This is a genomic window from bacterium (genome assembly GCA_024742285.1).
Classification (GTDB): domain Bacteria; phylum Myxococcota_A; class UBA9160; order UBA9160; family UBA4427; genus UBA4427.
The window spans coordinates 134077-154303 of record JANSYR010000008.1 but is presented as its reverse complement, the minus strand read 5'-3'; the positions used below and the strand labels follow the sequence as shown (position 1 = coordinate 154303).

The following is a 20227-nucleotide window of genomic DNA, read 5'->3' as shown; positions in this document are numbered from 1 at the left end:
ACTACTCCTCAGCCATCTTGGAGCGGTCGTGCTCGGTGGCCGGTGCCTGGTGACCACTGTGCATCGAATGGTCGTCGGGCATCGAGTGCTCCATTGGCATCGAGTGACCTTCGTGGTTCATGGGCGCTTCGTTCGGCGGAACCCGGTTCGAAGGCATGTCGTGTCCGGAATGGTCCATCGTCTCGTCCCCCGGCATTTCGTGCCCCGAGTGGTCCTCGCTTACCTCGGCTGCATCGCCGGCTCTGGCGGCGAGCAGTTTCTGAACTGCTTCCTGCAGGTTGCTCTCGCTGTCGATGAGGAATTGGCTGGAGACCACGACATCTTCTCCTTCGTCGAGGCCGGAGAGGACCTCGAGCCATCCGTCGCCACTATCGAGACCTAGCTGGATATCGCGCGGCGCGAATTGCCCATCGCCGAGTGCGACGATGGCCACCGTGCGAGTGCCCGAGCGAATCACGGCATCAGTCGGAATGGCGAGCGCTCCCGGGCGGGGCGCGCCGGCGATGACGGCGTTTCCGAACATCTCCGGTTTGAGCTTTCCGTCGGCGTTGTCGAGCTCGAGGCGAACTTCTGCTGTTCGGGTCTTGGGGTCGAGGAAGGGTGCGATGTAGGTGAGCTCGCCTTGCATGGGAACGCCGGGCAAGTAGCTGAGCTCAACGTGGGCCATCTGGCCGAGCTCGAGCCAGGGCAGCTCGAATTCGTAGACGTCCGCAAGCACCCAGACGCGCGAAAGGTCGGCGATGGTGTAGAGGTTAGAGTTCGGCTGCACCTCCATGCCTGAGCGGACGCCGAGGCGAGTGATGTATCCAGAAGCAGGGGCGTAGAGCGTGAGGGTTCGCTTTACCTCGCCAGTTTCGAGCAGGCGCTTCACGTCACGGTCCGCGATATCCCACAGCGCGAGCCGCCGTTTCGTTGCTTCGAAGAGGGAGGCACCTCCGCCACGAACGTCTTCAAACGGGCTGTCTTCTGTGGATTCCCGATAGCGGGCTGCAAGCAGGAGCTCCTCTTGAGTGGCGACGAGTTCCGGAGAGTAGATTTCGAGCAGCGGTTGTCCGCGCTTCACCTCCTGGCCAACGAAGTCCACGAAGAGATTCTCAATCCAACCTTGAACCTTCGTGTGCACGTGCGCAACGCGTCGTTCGTCGTAGGCGACGCGTCCGACGGCCCTGACCTCGCGTGCCAGGTCTCGTCGCTCGACCGGCGCGGTGCGAACACCGATGTTCTGCATCGTGGCCGAATCGATAATGACAGCACCTTCGGGTGCGGCGTTCGCGACGCCTGGACACTCAGGCACAAGGTCCATACCCATGGGCGACTTTCCGGGCGATTCACGCACGTAGCTCGGGTCCATGGGAGCTTTCCAGTAGAGGGGCTCTGCACCACCGGGGCAGGGGCCATCGGCCGAAGCCGTTGCGCTCGGCGAGCTCATGTCGTGTTCGGTTGACATCAGTCCGCGGCCCCACCAGCCGGCAGCGATGGCGACGAGGGCGACGAGAATGGTGAGTAGGGTGGTTTTGTTCATCGCAGTTTCTCCCCGGCAGCGGTTTCTAGTGCGGCGAAGGCTCTGCGTTTGTCTGCGCGTGCGCGGACGAGCCGGAGCTCGGCACCTAGCAGTCGAACCTGGCTGTCGAGAAGGCTTAGGAACTCGATGCGGCCAACCTTGTAGGCGGAGCGACTCGCTTCGAGCGATTGACGGGCTTGGGGAACAAGCCCGGTTTCAAGCAGCGCTTCTTCGGAAGAGGCTCGAACGAGCCCTGCGTGTGCGCTTCGGGTCTCTGCACCGAGTTCCGCACGCACTCGGCGAAACTCGGCTTCTGCGCGTCGTAGCAGTGCCCTTCGTTCTGATACTTTCGAGCGCCATTTCGAGCGGTCGAGCGGAAGGCGCACAGTGAAACCGGCCGAGACGAAATCATCTCCATCAACCGGGTCGCCCGGGACGCTCTTCCTGGCGCGGTAGCCGATGCCGAGATCTATGTCGGGCAGGCCTTCGAGCTCGGTGACGCGAATGCGAAGGCGCGCCTCTTCGACCTTCTTTTCGGCGGAGCGGAGGCGAGCATTCTGTTTCTCAAGTTGAGTGAGGAGGGGTGACAGCGGCGGAACGGCGGTGTCCGATTCGAGCCCGCTGGTGCGGGGAAGCTCCGTCTCAGGGGGTAAGTCGAGTAGTGCGACGAGATGCGCGCTTGTGCGCGCAATGGCTTCCACGCGGCGAAGCCGCTCTTCAAGCAGGGCGGTGAGTTCGACCTGGGCGCGAAGGACGTCTTGCTGGAGGCCGCTTCCGACGCGATACCGGGATTCGGCGGTGGCCGCGAGCTGGCGAAGGAGGTCGATGTTTCGGTCTGTGATGTCGAGCGCTTGTTGCGCGAAGGCGACTTCGGACCAGGCTGTTTCGACCGCGCCATCTGTGAGGAGCCGACGGTCTTCGACGAGCAGCTTTGATGCCTCGTAGCCCCTCCTTGCGGCCTTCTTCCTGCTGGAAAGAAGCCCGGGAAAGGGCAGCTTCTGCCGAAGCCCGAATTGATGCCCGGATAGCGGCGTTGAGTCGAAGTTGAAATCGCCGGTCGGAATGTTGCTCGCGTCGTAGGCGATCCTCGGGTCATCGAGCGCACCCGCCGGTCGAACGCGATGTTCGGCGGCGGAGGTGATAGCGGCAGCTTCGGCGAGAGCCGGGTTGGCTTCGCTCGCGCGCTCGAGGCACCACTCGAGAGTGAGCACTGTGGGGAGGGGTTCTTCTGCCAGGCCGGTCGTCGGTGTCGTCAGAAGAAGCGCGAAGAGAACGATGTTGGCGGTTTGTTTCGTCATTGCACCTACCATGCGTAGTGGTCCAGTCCGTAAAGGAGCGCGCCACCCAGGAATCCAGTTGCCCCGACGAGTCCTGCAGCCGTAAACAGCACGGCGCGAAATCGGAACTCTGCGGTCGCTGTGGCATCGCCTTTCAGGCGCTCAGTCAGCAAGAGCAACCCGAGCGAGAAGAGGGCGACCGAAGTGCCCGCCCATCGGTGTGCGGTCATCACCCACTCTTCGTCTACGAGACGGAAGCCGGCGAAAAACCAGCCGAGTAGGGCGGCGAGAACGGCGGCCGCTGCCCCTATTCGCACGCAGAAATGCAGTGCGTGGCGATAGGCGGGCGAGCCGGTTCTCAGAAAGAGCAGCTCCGCCAGGGCGGCGGCCGTGAGCAACGCAATCGGAAAATGCGTGACGGGCGGGTGGAACTTCCCGAGCCAGCGAAGCGGCTTCGGCACGTTGTGGTCGGTCGCGTCGTCGCGCGCCGAATCGCTTAGAGAATTCTCGTCGAGACCATGGTTGCCATGGTCATGCGCCGATTCCTCTTCAACGCGAGGAATTGCCGAAGGAAGGGCGTTTCGCTCTTCGACCGGTATCTGCTCGCTCGGCACCTGTTGCGCCTGCTTGTGGCCCTCTTGCGCGGTCGCTTGGGCGGTCGCACAGAAGAGCAGGGTCAAGGCGAGAGCAAATGCTCCGCCTCGACTCGATATGGGGTTCATCCGAAGTTCTCCCGAATTCTCGTCATCGCCACGAAGAACGCAGCGCGAATCCACTCAGCGCAAGGCGAGTGGGGCGACAGAAAGAAGTCGGGAAATCAGATGAGTAGTGTGGATTTCAGGAGAAGGATGTTCGGCGGTGGGAGGTCGGTCTTGTTTGCCCAAACGGTCGAGGTCCGCGTAGAGAGCTGGGCGAGCGGCGTTGCAAGAACGCGCGGCGGAAGTGCGACGATGTTCTGCGCGTTCGAGAGCGTCTGGTCGGGACTCACGAGAACGGCGCTGTAGGAACTCTCACAACCGCATTCGTCGTGGGATTCCGCCGGCTGATTCGGAGTGTCGCTTGCTGCGGGCGCCTGCTCGTGGCAGGAGGGCATCTCGTGCTCGCCTGCGGCCATCTCGGCGTCGGAACCAGAGCCGGGAATACACGCGAAGACGCAAAGCGGTGCCTGCAGTACGAATACTGCCGCGACGGTCGCGATGAGCCAATTGCGTCGCTTCACCAATCCCACCTTTGCTCGAGATTCCATCTTCACTGCATCTATCGGTCGACCGAGTAGGTATCTTGATACCCTACCAGGGTATATGTATCCTACCTCGACGAGGCGGGGGGCCGCAAGGGCCTGGCCGCCGGGGAGACGCAGTTTGAAGGAAGAGGCACGGAAGAAGGTTCAGGCTCGGCTAAAGAAGATCGCTGGCCAGGTGGCGGGAATTCAACGCATGGTCGAGGAAGACCGGTATTGCGTGGATGTACTGCATCAGGTGGCGGCCGTAGAAGGGGCGCTCGATAGGGTGGGGCACCTGGTGCTCGCCCAGCACGTTGAGACGTGCGTCACGAGCGCCATCGAAAGCGGGAAGCCGAAGGAGCGCAAACAAAAGCTCGACGAATTGATGGACGTGTTTTCTCGCTTCGGTCGCGTGCGGCCATAGCCATCCGAATACGGTTGCTGCTGGGGCGGCGCCGACTCACGAGGGAGTAGTTGATGGCCAGCGCTATTCGATACGGGTTCTGTCCGCTGATACTGATTGGGTTCAATGGCGTGGGGCTTACTGTCATCGCAAACGGTGCAGCCCTTTGGTGGCTTCCGGTGATTCTGGGATGTGCGATTGCGCTGTCGTTCGGGGCAGAGCGTTTACTTCCCTATGAAGAGGACTGGAATCGGTCCCACGACGACGCTGACAGGGACATCCTTCACGCGCTCGTAAACGAGGTGGCGAACTTCGGCACCCTTCTTCTTCTACCTGTCTTTACGTCGCTGCTCGCGATTGGGGGAATCTGGCCTGAGGGTTGGCCCTTCGTTCTGCAGGTTCTTCTCGCCGTGCTCGTCGCCGACGCCGGCATTGCGCTCGCGCACTATGCGAGTCATCGGCTCGACGTGCTTTGGCGATTTCACGCAGTACACCACAGCGTGAAGCGGATGTACGGCTTCAACGGGCTGATGAAGCACCCCGTGCACCAGGCGATAGAGACCGTCGTCGGCACCACACCGCTGGTGCTGATGGGCTTGCCGCCATCGGTCGCGACGGCGCTCGTATTCTGTGTCGCTGTCCAACTACTCTTGCAGCACTCGAACGTGGACTACAGCGTTGGCCCGCTTCGCTACGTGCTTGCGGTGAGCGAAGTTCACCGATTCCATCACCAGAAGGATGCGAATCTGGGCGACGTAAACTTTGGGCTGTTCACAACGCTCGTCGACCATGCCCTCGGCACGTTTCACTACGAGCAACGAGAGACGCGGTTCACGTCTGAAGAGCTTGGAATCGGCGCGGAGCCCGACTACCCGAGCGCGTACCTGTCGCAGCTCGCCGAGCCCTTTCGCGCTCGACCTCGAGACGCGTCGGCGGGTTCACCAGCGTAGAGAGGGGGGAAATGGTTACTGCCTTCGAAGCACTCGAGAAACGACCGTTCCTTCTCGCGCTCACGCTGGCCGCAGTTCCATATCTGGGGCTCAGGCTCTACCTGAGTAGCGTCATGCATGCGGAAGCGACGATGGCGATTGCGCCGAATGCCGAGTTCCTACTCGTGCTGTTTGCCGCTGGGGCCGTTGTGCCGGCCATTTTCCTCGCTGTCGTGCTTCGCCGCCTCGTGCGAGAGAGCGAGTCGTTTGAGCTCAGAGCGCTGCTCGAGGTCTACTTCTCGCTCGTGGTGGTCTTTGCCGTGACGTATGCGGTTCTGCAAGCGAGCGGCATGGACCCTTCGTTTTCCGGGATGCAACCCATCTGGGGTGAGAGAGGTGCTTCCGGGTCGGAACATACGGCTCGACTTCACGCGGTTTTCGGAGACTCGCTTTACCTGAGCGTGGTTACTATGACCACCGTGGGTTATGGCGACATCGTGCCCGTTGGCTTGCTCGCGAAGACGATGACGGCTGTCCAAGGTCTGCTCGGAATCGGCTTCGTTGGGTTGGTACTCGGGCAGTACTTTTCTTCTTGTATTGCGTGTTCGCCGCGCGGAGGTTGACGAAATGCATGGAACCAATCGCGAGGCTTGGGAGCACAGCCACGACTATCTGTCGGCGAGCCATGACCGAAACGAGCGTCAGACACGATTCGTCATCGGGCTCACGCTGGTGATGATGGTTGCAGAAATCTCGGCGGGAAGCGTCTTCAACTCGATGGCGCTGCTCGCAGACGGCTGGCACATGGCTAGCCACGCATCTGCTCTGAGCATTACGGCATTCGCCTATTGGTTTGCTCGGCGACATCGAAGCAACTCACAATTCTCGTTCGGGACGGGCAAGGTAGGCGTCCTGGGAGGCTTCACGAGCGCGGTAGTGCTGGCTGTTGTGGCGCTTCTCATTGCCTGGGAGTCCGGACAGCGGTTCTTCAATCCGCTTGAGATTTCATTCGACCAGGCGATTGCTGTAGCTGCCGTCGGACTTGCGGTGAATCTCGTATCGGCATGGTTGCTTCGGGACGGACATCATCATCACGGCGCTGGCGACCATCACGGTCATCACCACGACCACAACTTGCGAGCCGCCTATCTTCACGTGTTGGCTGACGCATTGACTTCGTTGACGGCAATATTCGCGCTCCTCTGCGGAAAGCTCTTCGGTTGGGGATGGATGGACCCGGCGATGGGAATCGTGGGGTCGGTCGTCATCGCCCGATGGTCCTACGGGTTGCTGCGCGAGACATCGGCTGTGCTCCTGGACGGCTCTATCACGGCTGAGACGAGCGCGAAGCTCCGCGCGACGCTCGAGGAAGGCACAACTGACGTCGTGGCTGACCTACACGTGTGGGAAGTCGCTCCGGGTCGCGTGGCGGTGATTGCTTCGGTCATCTCCGACGAACCGAAGCAGCCCGAGCACTACCAAACGCTCTTGGAATGTGCGGCTGAAGTCGCGCATGTCACCGTCGAGGTCGTTCGTTGCCCGGAGCACGTAGAGGACGCCGCGTAGACGACTGACACACGTGGGCGTTGCGGGGCGCGGGGTGGATGGACGAAAGGGGTGCCCGAGGCGCAGCGGGGGATGGGTATGCGGAGGCCCTATTAGGTGATTGAAATTCTCTATTTCTCAGGCTGTCCGAACCACAAGTTGACCGTGGACCTTGTGCGTCAAGTGGTAGGGGAGCTCGGTATCGATGCCCAAATTCTGGAGGTCGCGGTCGAGTCTCTTGAGGCGGCCGAAAGACTTCGATTTATCGGTTCACCCAGTGTGCGCGTAAGTGGTCGCGACATTGAGACCGACGCGCGAGAGCGTACGGATTTTGCGCTTAGCTGCCGGATGTATGGGAGTGCGGGCGTGCCTCCGCGAGAGCTGCTTGTCGAAGCGCTTCGTGCGGCTTAGCTGGCATGCATCGGGCCAGGTTGGAGTTGAGGGAGAAGACTTGGTAAAGGGTGTCTAGGATTCTCTTCGGGCCACCGAAGGGGTTCGTTCGGTGGATTTTGGGTGTTGGCGCGCGCCCAGCTTCTGAACGCGAACGCCGGAGGGGGAGTTCAGACAGAGCGGCCCTCGTTCCCGCCTCCGTGGGAGAACCATCGATAAAGCGCGGGGATGACGAGGAGCGTGAGCACAGTTGAGGTGATGAGCCCGCCCACAACGACCGTGGCGAGCGGTCGCTGTACCTCGCTTCCGGTTCCAGTGGAAAACAGTAGAGGCAGGAGCCCAAGGGCGGTCGTCGCCGCCGTCATGAGGACCGGACGAAGGCGGAGGCATGCGCCCTCGACGGACGCTTCGTCAACGTCTCGACCCTCGGACACAAGCTGATTGAGGTAAGTGACAAGGACCATTCCGTTCTCGAGCGCAATACCGAAGAGCGCGATGAAGCCCACAGACGCCGGCACGGAGAGGTTCTGGCCTGACAGCCAGAGCGCGACGATTCCGCCGACAAGGGCGAGGGGAATGTTCAGCAGAATGAGCGATGCGTTTCTCAGCGAATTGAAGCTCGAGAAGAGCAGGACGAAGATGATGAGGAGCGTTATCGGCACGACGACGGCGAGCCGGCGGTTGGCTTCTTGCTGGAGTCTGAACTGGCCGCCCCAGGTCACGAAGTAGCCTGCGGGTAGCTCCACGCGCTGGTCAATAGCCTTCTGCGCTTCTTCGACGAAGGAGCCTATATCGCGGTCGAGCACGTTGCACTGGATGGTGATGAATCGCTGGTTGTCTTCGCGCGTAATCTGCCTTGGTCCAACCATTTCCTCAAGCGTGGCGAGCTCAGAGAGCGGTACGCGAACGCCTTCTGGGCCGGGGACGAGAATGTCGCCGATGGCTTCGGGCGTGGAGCGGTATTCTGGGGCGAATCGGACGAAGATGTCGAAACGACGCACGCCCTCGAAAATTTGACCCGCGACCTCGCCGCCAACGGCCGTGCGAATGGTGTTCTGGACGTCTTCGACATTCATGCCGTATCGGGCGACGGCCTTCCGGTCGACTCGGACGACGAGCTGGGGTGTGCCTGAAACCTGGTCTACTTGAACATCGGCGGCGCCGCGCACGCGACCCACGACTTGGGCCACATCGCCGGCCTTCTGAGCAAGGAGCTCCAGGTCATCGCCGTAGAGTTTGATGGCGAGCTCAGCGCGAACGCCTTCGAGCAGTTCGTCGACGGTCATCGCAATGGGCTGCGTGAAGTTGGTGAGGACGCCTGGGACTCGACCGACGCCGTCTCTGATGAGCTGTTCGAGCCCTTCCTGGCTGTCGGTTCGCCACGATTCTTGGGGCTCTAGCAGGATATACATCTCTGCGCTGTTGATGGGGTCGGCGTGCGCACCCACTTCGCCTCGACCGATTCGCGTGACGACGCCGCTGACCTCAGGCACTTTCATGAGCCGCTTCTCGACGAGGAGTGTCACGCGTTTGCTCTCGTTGAGCGAGATGGACGGTGCCATGGTGAGGCGGAGCACAAGCGTGCCTTCCTGTAGGCGCGGCGTGAACTCGGAACCTAGAAACGGGAAGGCGAGTACGCCGAGCGAGAGCAGGGCGCCAGCGAGCACTACGGCAAGCGAGCGCTGTTTGACGAACCGCGTGACGAGCGGGCGATAGAGGCCGATGACCGGCGTGAGCCAACGAGGGCCCGTGTTGCCACTCTTCGGCGCTCTCATCACGGTGAACGACAGGAGCGGGGCGAGGGCCAGGGCGAACACGAGCGAGCCCCCCATGGCGAGCGCCACCGTGTAGGCCAGTGGCCGAAATGTCTTCCCCTCAACGCCCTCAAGCGTGAAGAGTGGAAGGAATACGATGACGATGATGGAAATGGCAAAGGCGATGGGCCGAGCAACTTCACTACACGCCTGAAGCACCACTTCCTTGCGAGACGCATCTGGTCCGCGTGCCCGAAGCAGTCGGTCGACGTTCTCGGTGAGCACGATGGTGCCGTCCACCATCATGCCGATTGCGATGGCGAGGCCACCAAGGGACATGAGGTTGGCTGAGATATCGAATTGGCCCATGCCGAGCGTCGCAAAGAGAACCGAGAACGGAATAGAGAGCGCGACAACGATGCTCGGGCGAAGAGCACCCAGGAAGACAACGATGACTAGGGAGACGAGGACGATTCCCTGAACGAGCGCGTCCTGGACCGTTTGAACCGAGGCTGTTACGAGCGTCTTCTGCTCGTAGTAGGGGACGATTCGGACTCCCGGTGGGAGCGAGGCGTTGATAGAGGTGATTCTGTCTTCGACTCGTTCGATAACGGTCGATGAGTTGGTGCCGAAGAGCTTGATGACCATCCCGGAGACGACTTCGCCTTCGCCGTTTCGAGTCTGAAGGCCTCTTCGGACGGCGCCGCCGATTTCGATGTCAGCCACCTGGGCGAGAAAGACGGGTGTGCCGTCTTTGGTCTTGAGGACAATGCTTTCGAGGTCATCGATGCTCGTGGCAAGGCCAACGGAGCGAACGACGTACTCCTCAGCGTCGCGCTCGATGAACTGGGCGCCAACGTTCAAGTTGTTCTGGCGGATTTGCTCGAGAATCTCGCTTGTGGTGAGGTCGTAGCGGAGCAGGTCTTCTGGGTGGATGAGAACGTGAAACTGTTTCTCATCGCCGCCGATGCCGAGCACTTCGGTGACGCCCGGGACCGTCTGGAGCTGGAACTTGACTATCCAGTCCTGCATGGTCCGGAGCTCTTCGAGCGTGTAGCTACCGGACTTGTCCTCGAGATAGTAGAAGAGCACCAGGCCCATCCCTGTTGAAATGGGGCCCATCTCTGGCTCACCGAAGCCCTCTGGAATCTGTTCTCTCGCTTCCTGGAGGCGCTCTCCGATTAGCTGTCTGGCGAAATAGATGTCGACATCATCCTCGAAGTAGACGTTGACGACCGACAGACCGAAGTTTGAGACCGAGCGTATGCGGGCGAGGCCGGGTAGCCCGTTCATGGACGTTTCGACGGGGAACGTGACGTACTTTTCGACGTCTTCGGGCGAGATGCCCTCGGTGGTCGTAAAGACCTGAACGAGATTGGGGCTTACGTCGGGAAAGGCGTCGACGGGTAGCCCGCGGTAGCTCTGGAAACCTGCAGCAACGACGAGCAGTCCAAGCGCAACGACGAGGAGGCGATTTTCGAGTCCGAATCGAATTAATGTATTCATGACTAGTGCCCGTGACCTTCGCCGAGCTCTCCGCGCTGGAGCTCGGCTTTGAGAGTGAAGGCCCCACTTGAGACGTAGACGTCGCCTGCGGCGAGCCCATCGGAGACCTCGACGAAGTGAGGTCCGCTTTGGCCTAGGTGCACCGGACGCGGTTCGAAGCCCTCGTGGTCTCGAACGAAAATCACCGGCACTTCACCCACGGTCTGGATGGCAGAACGCGGCACGGCAATCGGGACGTCGACAGAGGTTGTTTCGACGCGGCCAGTCACGAACAGGCCAGGGCGCCAATCGCCCTTTTCGTTCGGAAGCACCGCTCTCACCGTGGCCGTCCGCGTGGATTCATCGACGACGGGCGAGATGTAACTGACGGACGCCTCTGCTTCAGGCAATCCGTGACCGGCTGAGATGTGCACTTGCTGGCCGGCTCGAAGGGAAGGGAGGTGCTTCTGAAAGGCCTGGAAATCGACCCAGACTTCGCTCAGGTCCGCGACGACAAAGAGCTCTCGCGCGGTAGTCACGGACTCGCCGACGGCGACATGTCGTTCGATGACGACGCCTTCGAGCAGAGACTTGACGGCGTAGGTGGACAGACTCTCGCTGCTCTCGACCGACGCGAGCGAGTCACCTCGTTTGACGGTATCGCCGATGGCCTTCGAAACTGATTTTACGACGCCCGGAAAGCGCGGAACGATGTGCGCCACACGGTCCTGGTTCGGAAGTATTTCGCCCGGTAGCTCTACGGTTTTCGCGATGCGGCCGGCGCCTGCTGTGGCGAGCGCGATGCCAAACTCCTCGAGTTCGGCGTCGGAGAGAACAAGCTCCTCTTCATGCCCTTCGCCCTCGTGGTCCTGCTCTGCCTGTCCTTCTTCGACCGCGGAATGGCAAGCGACGGCCATTGATGCGAGAAGGGCAATCTGCAGTCGAGTAAAGTGGCGGCGTGTTGTTCGGGTCATGTCAGTTCCTCCCCGTGGAAAGGTCCTCTAGCGAGGAGCCTGCGAGTCGTTCAAGCTCGGCAGCAGCCGTATGGAACTGCTCGAGCGCGTTTACGTATTCGGTTCGTGCGTCGAAGAGCGTTCGCTGCGCATCGAGCACGTCGACGAGCCGAAACAGCCCTTTTCGGTACGCGTCGCGAGTCTGCTCGTAGGCGGAACGCGCCTGCGGAAGCACGGCCTCCTCGAGTGCACGTGCGTTGTTGTGAGCACCAAGCGCCTGAGCATGGGCCGCAACGAGCGCGCGAATGAGAACAAGCCTGGATTCGCGAGCCATTGCACGCGCGCGGCGAGCCTCGGCCGCGGCGGCGGCGCGACCGCCTTGGTTGCGGTCGAATACAGGAATCGGAATCTCGACTCCGAAGACCAGTGCTGCATCGTCGGTGTCGTTGAAGTGGCGTAGACCGAGGCCGGCGGTGACCGACGGAATCGCCTGTGCTCGCGCAAGGTCGACCGCGGCTTCTCGTTGAGAGACTTCGCTCACCCATCGGGCCAGGTCCGGGTTCGCCGCGAGCGCTGCCGAAATTCGTTCTAGCTCCGGCAGGCTGCGCAGTGCTGTGAGGTCGCCAGCGAGAGAATCGAAGCGAGCCTCGCCCGCCCAGCTTGACGCGAGGACGTTCTTCGCCGCCTCAAATTCGACTTCGCGGCGGCCCTTCTGCGCGGCGATGGTGGCCACGGCAACTTCCGAACGGGCGGCCTCGATGGACGACGCCGCGCCGGCCTCTATGCGGGCGCGAGTCGCCTTGAGTGATTCCTTCGCGACGCGGAGAATCTCTGTCGTGAGTGCGAGGCGCTCCCGCGCGGCGAGAGCGGAGACGTAGCGCTGCGCCGTTCCGGTCATGACGTCGAGCCGGGCGGCTTCGTAGTCCCACCCGGCGAGCTCGCGATTGAGGACCGCCACGCGGTGGCGCTTGGCCCGCTTCCCACCGAGCTCGACGAGCTGGCCAAGAAAGACGGTGGTTTCCGCGGCGTCGTACCCGTTGAAGTCGCCGCCACCCGCGAAATTCTCACCTTCGACAGAGAGCTGAGGATTGGGGATGAGGCCGGCCTGGAGTGCTCGAGCCTCTTGGGCGCGAACTCGCCAGTCGAAGGCCTCCAGTCGGGGGCTGTTTTGAAGGGCCGCGCTCAGTGCGGTGGCGAGCGCAAGCTGCCCTTCGGGTTCTTGAAATGGGGCGCCCGGCGAGCGTTCGCTGGCACGCGATAGTGTGGCCCTTGGCAGGTCACGGCCGAGCGCGCGCGGTTCAGGGAGCGGCGTCAGTGCGGCCGTGCAGCCCGTTGCGAGCAACGCACCCGTTAGAAACAGTGAAGAAGTAAGTCGGCGCCGTCGGCGGCCGTTCAATATGTCCATCGAAACACCACGAATTGAGGTTCAAAATGCGCTCGACGTCGTCGGAGCGAGCGGAAATATCCGCGGCACCAATCAACGCCGAGCCATGAGAAGGTCGTGGTGTTATTTCAAAGGATGAGAACGACGGTGCGATGCGCGCGAAGCGTCGAGGATTCGCTCGCGGTGCGCGCAGACGGTCGAAGGCGCGCCGCGTCGGCGCTCGCCAGATGCTGGTCGAAGGCGGCGTGCACGAGGCCCGCCGGTGCGTCCGGCGCTCGGTCGGAAGTCGTGAAAAACTCGGCTTCTGAGTGGAGCGGGCTGTCGGTGCAGTCACCAGACTGCTCGACCGCGTCGGAAACGGAGGGAGCCGTGGAGTCAGGCTGCGACGGGTTCTCGCCGTGGCATCCGAGGTCTGCGAGATACTGGGACTCAACCGCCCGATGGTCGTCAGAACCGACGCAAAGAACCGCACCGCCAGCGAACGCCACGTCCGCCAGGAGGTGGAGAAGCGCAAATGCGAGGAGAATGCGATTTCGTGTCGTTCGATTCATAAGTCTGACCCAGCCAGTTGCTCGGCTTTTACCACCCAGAACTTGAGCCGGCAAGCGGAACCCTGCAACGCGACTGAAACGGAGCTGCGGGCTCTCTGCACACTGGCTCTAGTCATCGCAGTCATCACCAAACGCTTCCAGGCCTTCTTTGACGACCCATGGGAGCATGAGAAGGGCCGCGACGGGGTCTGCCCACCATGCGCCGAAGAGCGCGTTGGCGCCGAGGCCAAGGAGGAGCGCAAGAGCGAGGTAGGAGCAGACGAAGGTTTCCTTCGAATCTGCGATGAGGGCTCTGCTCTCGAGCTTCTGGCCGGCTCGGAGCTTCGCGAAGGCGAGGACGGGCATCACGATGAGCGAGAGCGCGGCGAGCGCGATTCCAATTCCGCTTTCCTCAGGCGCATCTTGGTTCCAGAGTGTCGTGCCTGCCTCGTAGAGGATGTAGGCGGCAAGAAGTAGAAACGTGACGCCCACGATGCGCAGTGCGAGGCGCTCCTGGTCCTCGATTTCCTCTCCGGTGGTGCCTCGAAGCTCTGCGCGCAGTCGACGGTATAGGGCGGAAGCGGCAATCGTCTCAATGACGCTGTCGAGCCCGAACCCAACGAGGGCGGGGCTTCCTGCGATATAGCCGGCGGAGACTGCGACCACGGATTCCAGCACGTTCCACGCGATGGTCAGGGCCTCGAGCTGTAGCGCGTGGCGAAGAAGGGCTTCACGCGGTGTGGAGAGCGAACTAGCCATTCTGCGCTCGCTCAAGGCGCTCGATTTGCTCCTTGAAGTACTCGAGCTCAATGCGGGTATGGAGCGCGGCGTCGCCTGCCGCGTCGCCAAGATTCTCGGCGACGAAGCGCGCGACCTGGCCCCAAAACGAGTCGGGGAATGCCGCTTGAATGCGGTGGGACACCAGAACACCGCCATCGACGGGCTCAAGTGAGAACGTGCCGGTTTGGTCAACGCGAACTGAGAATCCGCCGTACCCGGTGTAGACGGCACGCGACACCCAGGTGTAGGTCTCGTGCGGCACGACGTCGGTGAGGTATCCGGTCTGGTCTGCTCGGCCGTTGCCAACGTGTTCGGAGAGGACGAACCGAATGCCGTTTCGAAAGGTCTTGTCTTCAGCAAGGAAGCGAACGTAGATGTGCTCCGGGTTTGAGTTCATCCAGTTTGTCTCGTAGTCGGTGACGTAGGCCCAAATCGCAGCAGGGGCCGCATCGATGACGATTGATTCGGTGTTGTCGAAATTCGGGCGCATCGGTTGGGCGTCCGGCTCGAGCGCGACCGCGATTTCCGAGCCGCCTTGAACGGCAAACGTCTCATGCTTCCAACCCGGGTACTCCAGGCGCAGCGAGCGCGGCTGGTGAGCTTCGACCTCGAAGCTTCCATTCTCGTCGGTCTCCGCGCGTTCGCCGTTTGGTTCAACGACGACGGATACGGCAGGGAGGGGGATGCCAGAAGCGGCTTCAGTGACCCGTCCGCGGATGGGCTCCGCCGACGCAGGCTCGGTCCACCCGAATGCACTTAATAGTGCGACCAGAGCCAAGGCCGATGCCGCGTGAGCACCAGAGCCGCCGCCGCGTCGCCAGAGTCCGATGCCTGGAAGGAATCTGCCAACGCGAGCTGCGTAGCTTCGATACGTATCTCCGTGCGTCTGCTCGAGATAGGGCTCCTCGACGGCGCGTACCTGGAGCTCGATGCCGATGACTGTGAGCGCGGCGGCGAGAAGCGCGGCGCCATTCGGAACGAGGAGAACCAGTCCTAGAAGAGACGTCCAGATGAAGGTAAAGATGGGATTTCGAACCCAAGCAAAGAGTCCCGAAGTGACGAGGTCGGTCACTTCGCTTTCATCCACACCGACGCGCCAGGAGTTGCCCATCGAGAGCTGAGCGAGCAGCGCGCCACCGATTCCAGCGACGGCGAATGCAGCGCCGATGTAGTGCACAGCGGCGTTCGAGAGGATGAGCCCGCCGCCCGGCCAGCCATAGATTGCAGCCAATGGTGCAACCGGAGCGAGCACAAGGCCGAGGGATGCGGTCACGCCCGCAAGCCACGGGAGGGAGCCGATTCGGCCGCTGAAGCCCTTGACGCCCGTAGAACCGGTCTTTCGAAATTGCACCACACTGCGAAACACGAACAACGAGACAAAGAAGACAAAGCAAAGAGCGAGGGCGAGCCGAGGCATGACTAGTTGGCCTCCACGGTGTGGCGCATATGTTCGCGGGAGAGGTCGAGGAGCATGCGTACGTGGGCGTCGTCGAGGCTGTAGAACATCATGCGGCCGTCCCGTCGAGCCTTCACGATGCCCGCAGTGCGAAGCAGGCGAAGGGCGTGCGAGACGTTCGTCTCTGGCGTCCCAGTGGCAGCTGATAAATCGCAGACGCAGAGCTCGCCGGCTTCGAGGAGCGCGTAGAGAAGGCGCGCTCTCGTGACGTCGCCCAGCAGCTTAAAAAGCTGCGTCAACTCGTTGAGCTCGCTCTCGGGCAGTAACTGCGCCTTGGCGGCTTCGACTCGCGCTTCATCAATGACTTTCGCGGCGCAAGCGTCGAGACTGACAATGTCGCTGGGCATGAGATGGTCCTCGTTCGTTTAAATAAACATATGAATAGCTAATCAGATATAGAATGCAAATACGTTCCGATTCAGCCTGCCTGCTTCTCGTCGCGCCCCCGGTCGCTTACCAAAATGAGCAATGCGAAAGGCCGTATCTGTCACGGAAACACGGCATAGTGGTGCGCATCGTGGACCCGACAGGAACTCGACCGTTCCTGCCGTGCGTCTCAACATGAACCGGTCCGGCTGAAGCGACGATGTACTCGCTGCCACCCTGCTGATTGATGCGGGTAGGAGCAAAAGCGCTCGTGAAGAAATCCGAACACGAAGGGCAGCTTCAACTTTCGGCGACAGATCTCGCAAATCACCTCGGTTGCCAGCATCTCACCCGGCTTGAGTGTGCCCGCGCGCATCAGCTCATCGAGTCTCCCGACTGGCACGACCCGACGCTTGAAGTCCTACGCGAACGCGGCTTGGCGCACGAGAACGCCTATCTCGATTTCCTGCGAGAGCAGGGTGTTGGCGTCGAATCTGTGAATGAGGGCGATCGCTCACTGGATGCGCGCGGCGTCGCCGTGACTCGTGAACTCATGGCCAGGGGAGCGGAGGCCATTGTTCAAGCGCCGCTTGTGCGTGGGCGTTGGCGTGGATTTGCTGATGTGCTGCTTCGGGTTGACGAGCCCAGCGACTTGGGCGCTTGGTCCTACATCGCGGTCGATACGAAACTTGCCTTCGAAACCCGCGGTGGCACCGTCCTTCAGCTTTGCCTCTACAGCGACCTCCTGAGCGATCTGCAAGGCCGCCTTCCTGACGAGATTCGCGTCATCTCGCCTGGGCGCTACGACGAGCCCGACTGCTTTCGGACCAGCGATTTCATGGCCTACTACCGGCGAATTCGCGCGGAACTGGAGGGGGTCGTCGCGGAACCAATGGATTCGAACGCGTCTGAAGCAGCGGGCCAGCTAGAGTTTGCAACCTACCCCGAGCCGGTCCCGCAGTGCGATATCTGCAAGTGGTGGAGTCGATGCGACAAACAGCGCCACGTCGATGACCATCTCTCGCTCGTAGCGGGCATCAGCCGATTGCAGCGGGACGTGCTCGTCGGGCGTGATGTTGATTCGCTCACAGCGCTGGCGGGGACGTCCATGCCGCTCGCGCCCAGACCAAAACGTGGTTCGCCCGAGAGCTACGAGCGTGTCCATCACCAAGCCCGAATTCAGCTGGAATCTCGAAACGCAGAGAAACCGCTCGTCGAGGTTCTCCCAGCCGGTGAGCCCGAGACCGGTCTCGCACGGCTTCCCGAGCCTTCACCCGGCGATCTCTTCTTCGACTTCGAAGGTGACCCGTTCGTCGATGGGGGTGGCCTCGAATACTTGTTTGGATGGGTAGAGCTGAGTCCCGACGGCTCACGCGCATACGAGGAACGCTGGGCGCTCACGCACGCGGAGGAGAAGCACGTCTTCGAAAGCTGGATAGATTTCGTGGTAGATCGCATCGAGGCGTTTCCGGGGCTCCATATCTACCACTTTGCTCCCTACGAGCCGGCGGCGCTGAAGCGACTGATGGGGCGGCATGCGACTCGCGAGGCGGAACTCGACTTCTTGCTGCGAAGCGAGCGATTCGTCGACCTCCACCAGGTCGTGAAGGAGTCTCTTCGCATTGGGGTAGAGGCGTACGGCCTGAAGCAGCTCGAGGCCGTTCATGGATTCGAGCGGGAGCTCGACTTGCGCGATGCCTCGGCCGGGATGCGAACTGTCGAGCGAGCACTTGAGCTCGGGCAGGGAGAGGCGATTTCTCACGAAGAGCGTGCTCGGGTGGCCGTCTACAACAAGGATGATTGTCTTTCGACGCTTTCGCTGCGCGACTGGCTCGAAGAGGTTCGCAGTCAACAGGTGGGCGAGGGCGTCGAGATCGTTCGAGCCACAATCAAGGATGGCGATCCTTCCGAAAAGCTGGATGAAGCGCTGAACCGCCGCCGAAAACTGGCCGAGCGGATGACGGAAGGCCTGCCCGAAGATCCCGGCGAGCGGACCCCGGAGGAGCACGGCATCTGGTTGCTGGCTCAGTTGCTTGAGTGGCATCGGCGGGAATCAAAGGCCACCGCATGGGAACTGTTCCGCCTGGAGGACTTGGCGGTCGAGGACCTCGCGTTTGAACGACATGGGCTCTACGGGCTCGAGTTTCTCGAAGAACTGCCCGTTCCCAAGCGCCAACTCCCGGTCCATCGATATCGCTTCGTCGAGCAAGATTTCGATATTCGAGTGGGCAACACGCTCAAAGTCGACCGCGACTTCACACTTGGAAAAGTCGTTGATATCGATCCGGTCCGTCGCGAAGTCGACGTCAAAAAGAATCAGAAAAGCAAGGATGAACATCCGGTGGCTGCCTTCGCACATGACAGCGTGCGCCCGTACCCGATTCCGGAGGCGATCGAGACGATTGCCGAGTGGGTGGCAGAAAACGGCATCGATGCGCCGGGACCCTACCGTGCTGCACGGGATCTATTGATGCGGCGGAGGCCCCGATTTGCGACGCCCATCAAGGGCGCTCTGAGTGCGCCCGGTGAAGATTCGGTCGAAGCCGCGAAGCGGCTCGCGCTCGACTTGGACGGTGGGGTGTTGGCGATTCAAGGGCCGCCTGGGACGGGCAAAAGTCACGCCGGTGCGCGCATGATCTGCGCGCTTGTCGCCGCCGGCCAGAAAGTCGGCATCACCGCGAATAGCCACAAAGTCATCGTGAATCTCATCAAGAAGATCCCTGAGGCTGCAGAGGAGATGGGAGTTTCCGTTCGCTGCGCGAAGCGACGCAAGGATAAGGACGAAGAGATTCCGCAGTACGTCATCATCCCAAAGACCAACGACGCATTTGACCAAGAGCTGGCGTCGGGCAGCGCCCAGGTGGGCGGCGCGACCGTTTGGGGCTGGGCGCGTTCGGAAGCGTTCGAAACCCTTGATACGCTCGTCGTTGACGAGGCGGGGCAACTCTCGTTGGCCAATGCGGTCGCGGCCTCGCAAGCAGCGCGCAATCTGATTCTGCTCGGTGATCCACAGCAGCTCGACCAACCCATCCAAGGCAGTCATCCCGACGGCAGCGAGGTCTCGGTCCTCGATCATTTGCTCGAAGGGAGAGACACGATTTCCGAGGATCGCGGGCTCTTTCTTCCCGAAACGTGGCGTCTGCATCCCGATATCTGTGCGTTTACTTCGGAGACCTACTACGAAGGCAAGCTTCGGTCGCGTTCGGGTTGTGAAGGCCAACGCATCACCGGGCCCACGCGGTTGGCGGAACCTTCGGAGGGCAGGGAGGGGGCAGGGCTTTGGTATGTGCCGTGCTCGCACGAGGGAAATCAGACGAGTGCGCCGGAGGAAGTCGAGGTCGTCGCTCGGCTCGTGGAGGAGTTCGGCGCGAGCGGGGTCGAGTGGACCGATCGCGAGGGTGTGGTTCAGCCGGTCGGCTTGGAAGAGATTCTCGTTGTGGCGCCCTACAACGCGCAGGTGGCCGCGCTTCGGGCGGCCTTGCCCGCGGATGTGCCGGTGGGGACGGTGGATAAGTTTCAGGGGCAGGAAGCGCCGATCGTGATCTATTCGATGACGACGAGTTCGGCGGAGGATGCGCCGCGGGGGCTCGAGTTCTTGCTCAGCGCGAACCGGCTGAATGTGGCGACTTCGCGGGCGCAGTGTGCGGTCGTGATCGTGGGGAGTCCGAAGCTCATGGGGGCGGAGTGTCGGAGTCCTAAGCAGATGAAGTTGGTGAATGCGATTTGTCGGTATGGGGAGCTCGCGGAGAAGGTCCCGTCATAAGATCTGTCTTCGTTTACGGCCTGTGGGACCTATCGCGAATGATTTCCTTTGAAGAATCCAGAGATCTGCTTTCTCGACTCGAGTCGGTGGGGGATCCAAGGCTAGTCGAACAGCTGCTTGCGTCCGCCGTCCGCTACGCGGGATTCCGCGCACGCTGGGCCGTCGAAAGCTTGGACGCGAGGAGGCAGATGGATCAAGCTCGGTCGAGTGCGCATGATGCCTTCATCGACTGTTGCAATATTTTGAGTCGGTCGATGAGGCGAGAGGGCCATTCGATTGATTGGCGCGAAAGCCTAGGTAACGACCGCAAGACAATTGGCGATTTCGCATGTCTGTTGGCATGTCACCTTTCGATGCGGGCTCGATAGGCTTCCGTCTGCGGCACCGCATTAGCCGAAAACCGTGTCGCGGCGGAGTTTAGGCTCGTACTCCAGGGCACTCGGGAGACACCTGGCGAGTCTCGAGGGCGACCCGTATCTCGCCGATGTT

General features: G+C 61.5%; 16 protein-coding genes. 6 read left to right on the top strand and 10 right to left on the bottom strand.

Annotated features, from left to right (window positions below; translation table 11 throughout):
- Position 1: 1 nt before the first annotated feature.
- The 4 genes from NXI30_15930 to NXI30_15915 form a co-directional block, all read right to left on the bottom strand.
- Positions 2–1522 (bottom strand): efflux RND transporter periplasmic adaptor subunit, encoded by a 1521-nt coding sequence (locus NXI30_15930; GenBank protein ID MCR9095711.1) that lies wholly within the window; start codon positions 1520–1522, stop codon positions 2–4.
- Positions 1519–2799 carry a TolC family protein gene (locus NXI30_15925; protein ID MCR9095710.1) on the bottom strand — a complete coding sequence of 427 codons (1281 nt, stop codon included), beginning with the start codon at positions 2797–2799 and terminating at the stop codon, positions 1519–1521. Before NXI30_15925 ends, NXI30_15930 begins: the two co-directional genes overlap by 4 nt.
- Before the next feature lie 5 nt (positions 2800–2804).
- The gene (locus NXI30_15920) at positions 2805–3458 is read right to left on the bottom strand and encodes a hypothetical protein (GenBank protein ID MCR9095709.1); all 654 of its coding nucleotides are present in this window, start codon (positions 3456–3458) and stop codon (positions 2805–2807) included.
- 137 nt (positions 3459–3595) lie between these two features.
- The gene (locus NXI30_15915; GenBank protein MCR9095708.1) at positions 3596–3997 is read right to left on the bottom strand and encodes a hypothetical protein; all 402 of its coding nucleotides are present in this window, start codon (positions 3995–3997) and stop codon (positions 3596–3598) included.
- Positions 3998–4139: 142 nt separating this feature from the next.
- Between NXI30_15915 and NXI30_15910 the strand changes: the two genes are divergently transcribed.
- The 5 genes from NXI30_15910 to NXI30_15890 all read left to right on the top strand — a co-directional run bounded on the left by NXI30_15910 (position 4140) and on the right by NXI30_15890 (position 7288).
- On the top strand, positions 4140–4424 hold the full coding sequence (locus tag NXI30_15910; GenBank protein ID MCR9095707.1) for a metal-sensitive transcriptional regulator: 285 nt from the start codon (positions 4140–4142) through the stop codon (positions 4422–4424).
- A gap of 53 nt (positions 4425–4477) precedes the next feature.
- Positions 4478–5353 (top strand): sterol desaturase family protein, encoded by an 876-nt coding sequence (locus NXI30_15905; protein ID MCR9095706.1) that lies wholly within the window; start codon positions 4478–4480, stop codon positions 5351–5353.
- Positions 5354–5364: 11 nt separating this feature from the next.
- Positions 5365–5955 carry a potassium channel family protein gene (locus NXI30_15900; GenBank protein ID MCR9095705.1) on the top strand — a complete coding sequence of 197 codons (591 nt, stop codon included), beginning with the start codon at positions 5365–5367 and terminating at the stop codon, positions 5953–5955.
- Positions 5956–5959: 4 nt separating this feature from the next.
- Positions 5960–6898 (top strand): CDF family Co(II)/Ni(II) efflux transporter DmeF, encoded by a 939-nt coding sequence (gene dmeF / locus NXI30_15895; GenBank protein MCR9095704.1) that lies wholly within the window; start codon positions 5960–5962, stop codon positions 6896–6898.
- 96 nt (positions 6899–6994) lie between these two features.
- Complete coding sequence (locus NXI30_15890) at positions 6995–7288, top strand: DUF2703 domain-containing protein (GenBank protein ID MCR9095703.1); 294 nt, start codon at positions 6995–6997, stop codon at positions 7286–7288.
- Positions 7289–7437: 149 nt separating this feature from the next.
- Here NXI30_15890 and NXI30_15885 read toward each other — a convergent pair whose 3' ends face one another.
- The 6 genes from NXI30_15885 to NXI30_15860 all read right to left on the bottom strand — a co-directional run bounded on the left by NXI30_15885 (position 7438) and on the right by NXI30_15860 (position 15956).
- Positions 7438–10527 carry a CusA/CzcA family heavy metal efflux RND transporter gene (locus NXI30_15885; GenBank protein ID MCR9095702.1) on the bottom strand — a complete coding sequence of 1030 codons (3090 nt, stop codon included), beginning with the start codon at positions 10525–10527 and terminating at the stop codon, positions 7438–7440.
- Positions 10528–10529: 2 nt separating this feature from the next.
- Positions 10530–11480 (bottom strand): efflux RND transporter periplasmic adaptor subunit, encoded by a 951-nt coding sequence (locus NXI30_15880; GenBank protein MCR9095701.1) that lies wholly within the window; start codon positions 11478–11480, stop codon positions 10530–10532.
- 1 nt (position 11481) lies between these two features.
- Positions 11482–12864 (bottom strand): TolC family protein, encoded by a 1383-nt coding sequence (locus NXI30_15875; protein ID MCR9095700.1) that lies wholly within the window; start codon positions 12862–12864, stop codon positions 11482–11484.
- A gap of 638 nt (positions 12865–13502) precedes the next feature.
- Positions 13503–14147: a cation transporter gene (locus NXI30_15870; protein MCR9095699.1), complete on the bottom strand. Its 645-nt coding sequence runs from the start codon at positions 14145–14147 to the stop codon at positions 13503–13505.
- The gene (locus tag NXI30_15865) at positions 14125–15570 is read right to left on the bottom strand and encodes a carboxypeptidase-like regulatory domain-containing protein (protein ID MCR9095698.1); all 1446 of its coding nucleotides are present in this window, start codon (positions 15568–15570) and stop codon (positions 14125–14127) included. Before NXI30_15865 ends, NXI30_15870 begins: the two co-directional genes overlap by 23 nt.
- 2 nt (positions 15571–15572) lie before the next feature.
- On the bottom strand, positions 15573–15956 hold the full coding sequence (locus tag NXI30_15860) for a metalloregulator ArsR/SmtB family transcription factor (GenBank protein ID MCR9095697.1): 384 nt from the start codon (positions 15954–15956) through the stop codon (positions 15573–15575).
- A gap of 290 nt (positions 15957–16246) precedes the next feature.
- Here NXI30_15860 and NXI30_15855 point away from each other — a divergent pair, with 290 nt between their 5' ends.
- Positions 16247–19738 (top strand): TM0106 family RecB-like putative nuclease, encoded by a 3492-nt coding sequence (locus NXI30_15855; protein ID MCR9095696.1) that lies wholly within the window; start codon positions 16247–16249, stop codon positions 19736–19738.
- The last annotated feature ends 489 nt before the right edge of the window (positions 19739–20227 follow it).

Bases quoted from the DNA above. Each gene is read 5' to 3' on its own strand.
- NXI30_15930 (MCR9095711.1), bottom strand. From the start codon at position 1,522: ATGAACAAAACCACCCTACTCACCATTCTCGTCGCCCTCGTCGCCATC.
- NXI30_15925 (MCR9095710.1), bottom strand. From the start codon at position 2,799: ATGACGAAACAAACCGCCAACATCGTTCTCTTCGCGCTTCTTCTGACG.
- NXI30_15905 (MCR9095706.1), top strand. From the start codon at position 4,478: ATGGCCAGCGCTATTCGATACGGGTTCTGTCCGCTGATACTGATTGGG.
- NXI30_15900 (MCR9095705.1), top strand. From the start codon at position 5,365: ATGGTTACTGCCTTCGAAGCACTCGAGAAACGACCGTTCCTTCTCGCG.
- dmeF (MCR9095704.1), top strand. From the start codon at position 5,960: ATGCATGGAACCAATCGCGAGGCTTGGGAGCACAGCCACGACTATCTG.
- NXI30_15885 (MCR9095702.1), bottom strand. From the start codon at position 10,527: ATGAATACATTAATTCGATTCGGACTCGAAAATCGCCTCCTCGTCGTT.
- NXI30_15880 (MCR9095701.1), bottom strand. From the start codon at position 11,480: ATGACCCGAACAACACGCCGCCACTTTACTCGACTGCAGATTGCCCTT.
- NXI30_15875 (MCR9095700.1), bottom strand. From the start codon at position 12,864: ATGGACATATTGAACGGCCGCCGACGGCGCCGACTTACTTCTTCACTG.
- NXI30_15865 (MCR9095698.1), bottom strand. From the start codon at position 15,570: ATGCCTCGGCTCGCCCTCGCTCTTTGCTTTGTCTTCTTTGTCTCGTTG.
- NXI30_15860 (MCR9095697.1), bottom strand. From the start codon at position 15,956: ATGCCCAGCGACATTGTCAGTCTCGACGCTTGCGCCGCGAAAGTCATT.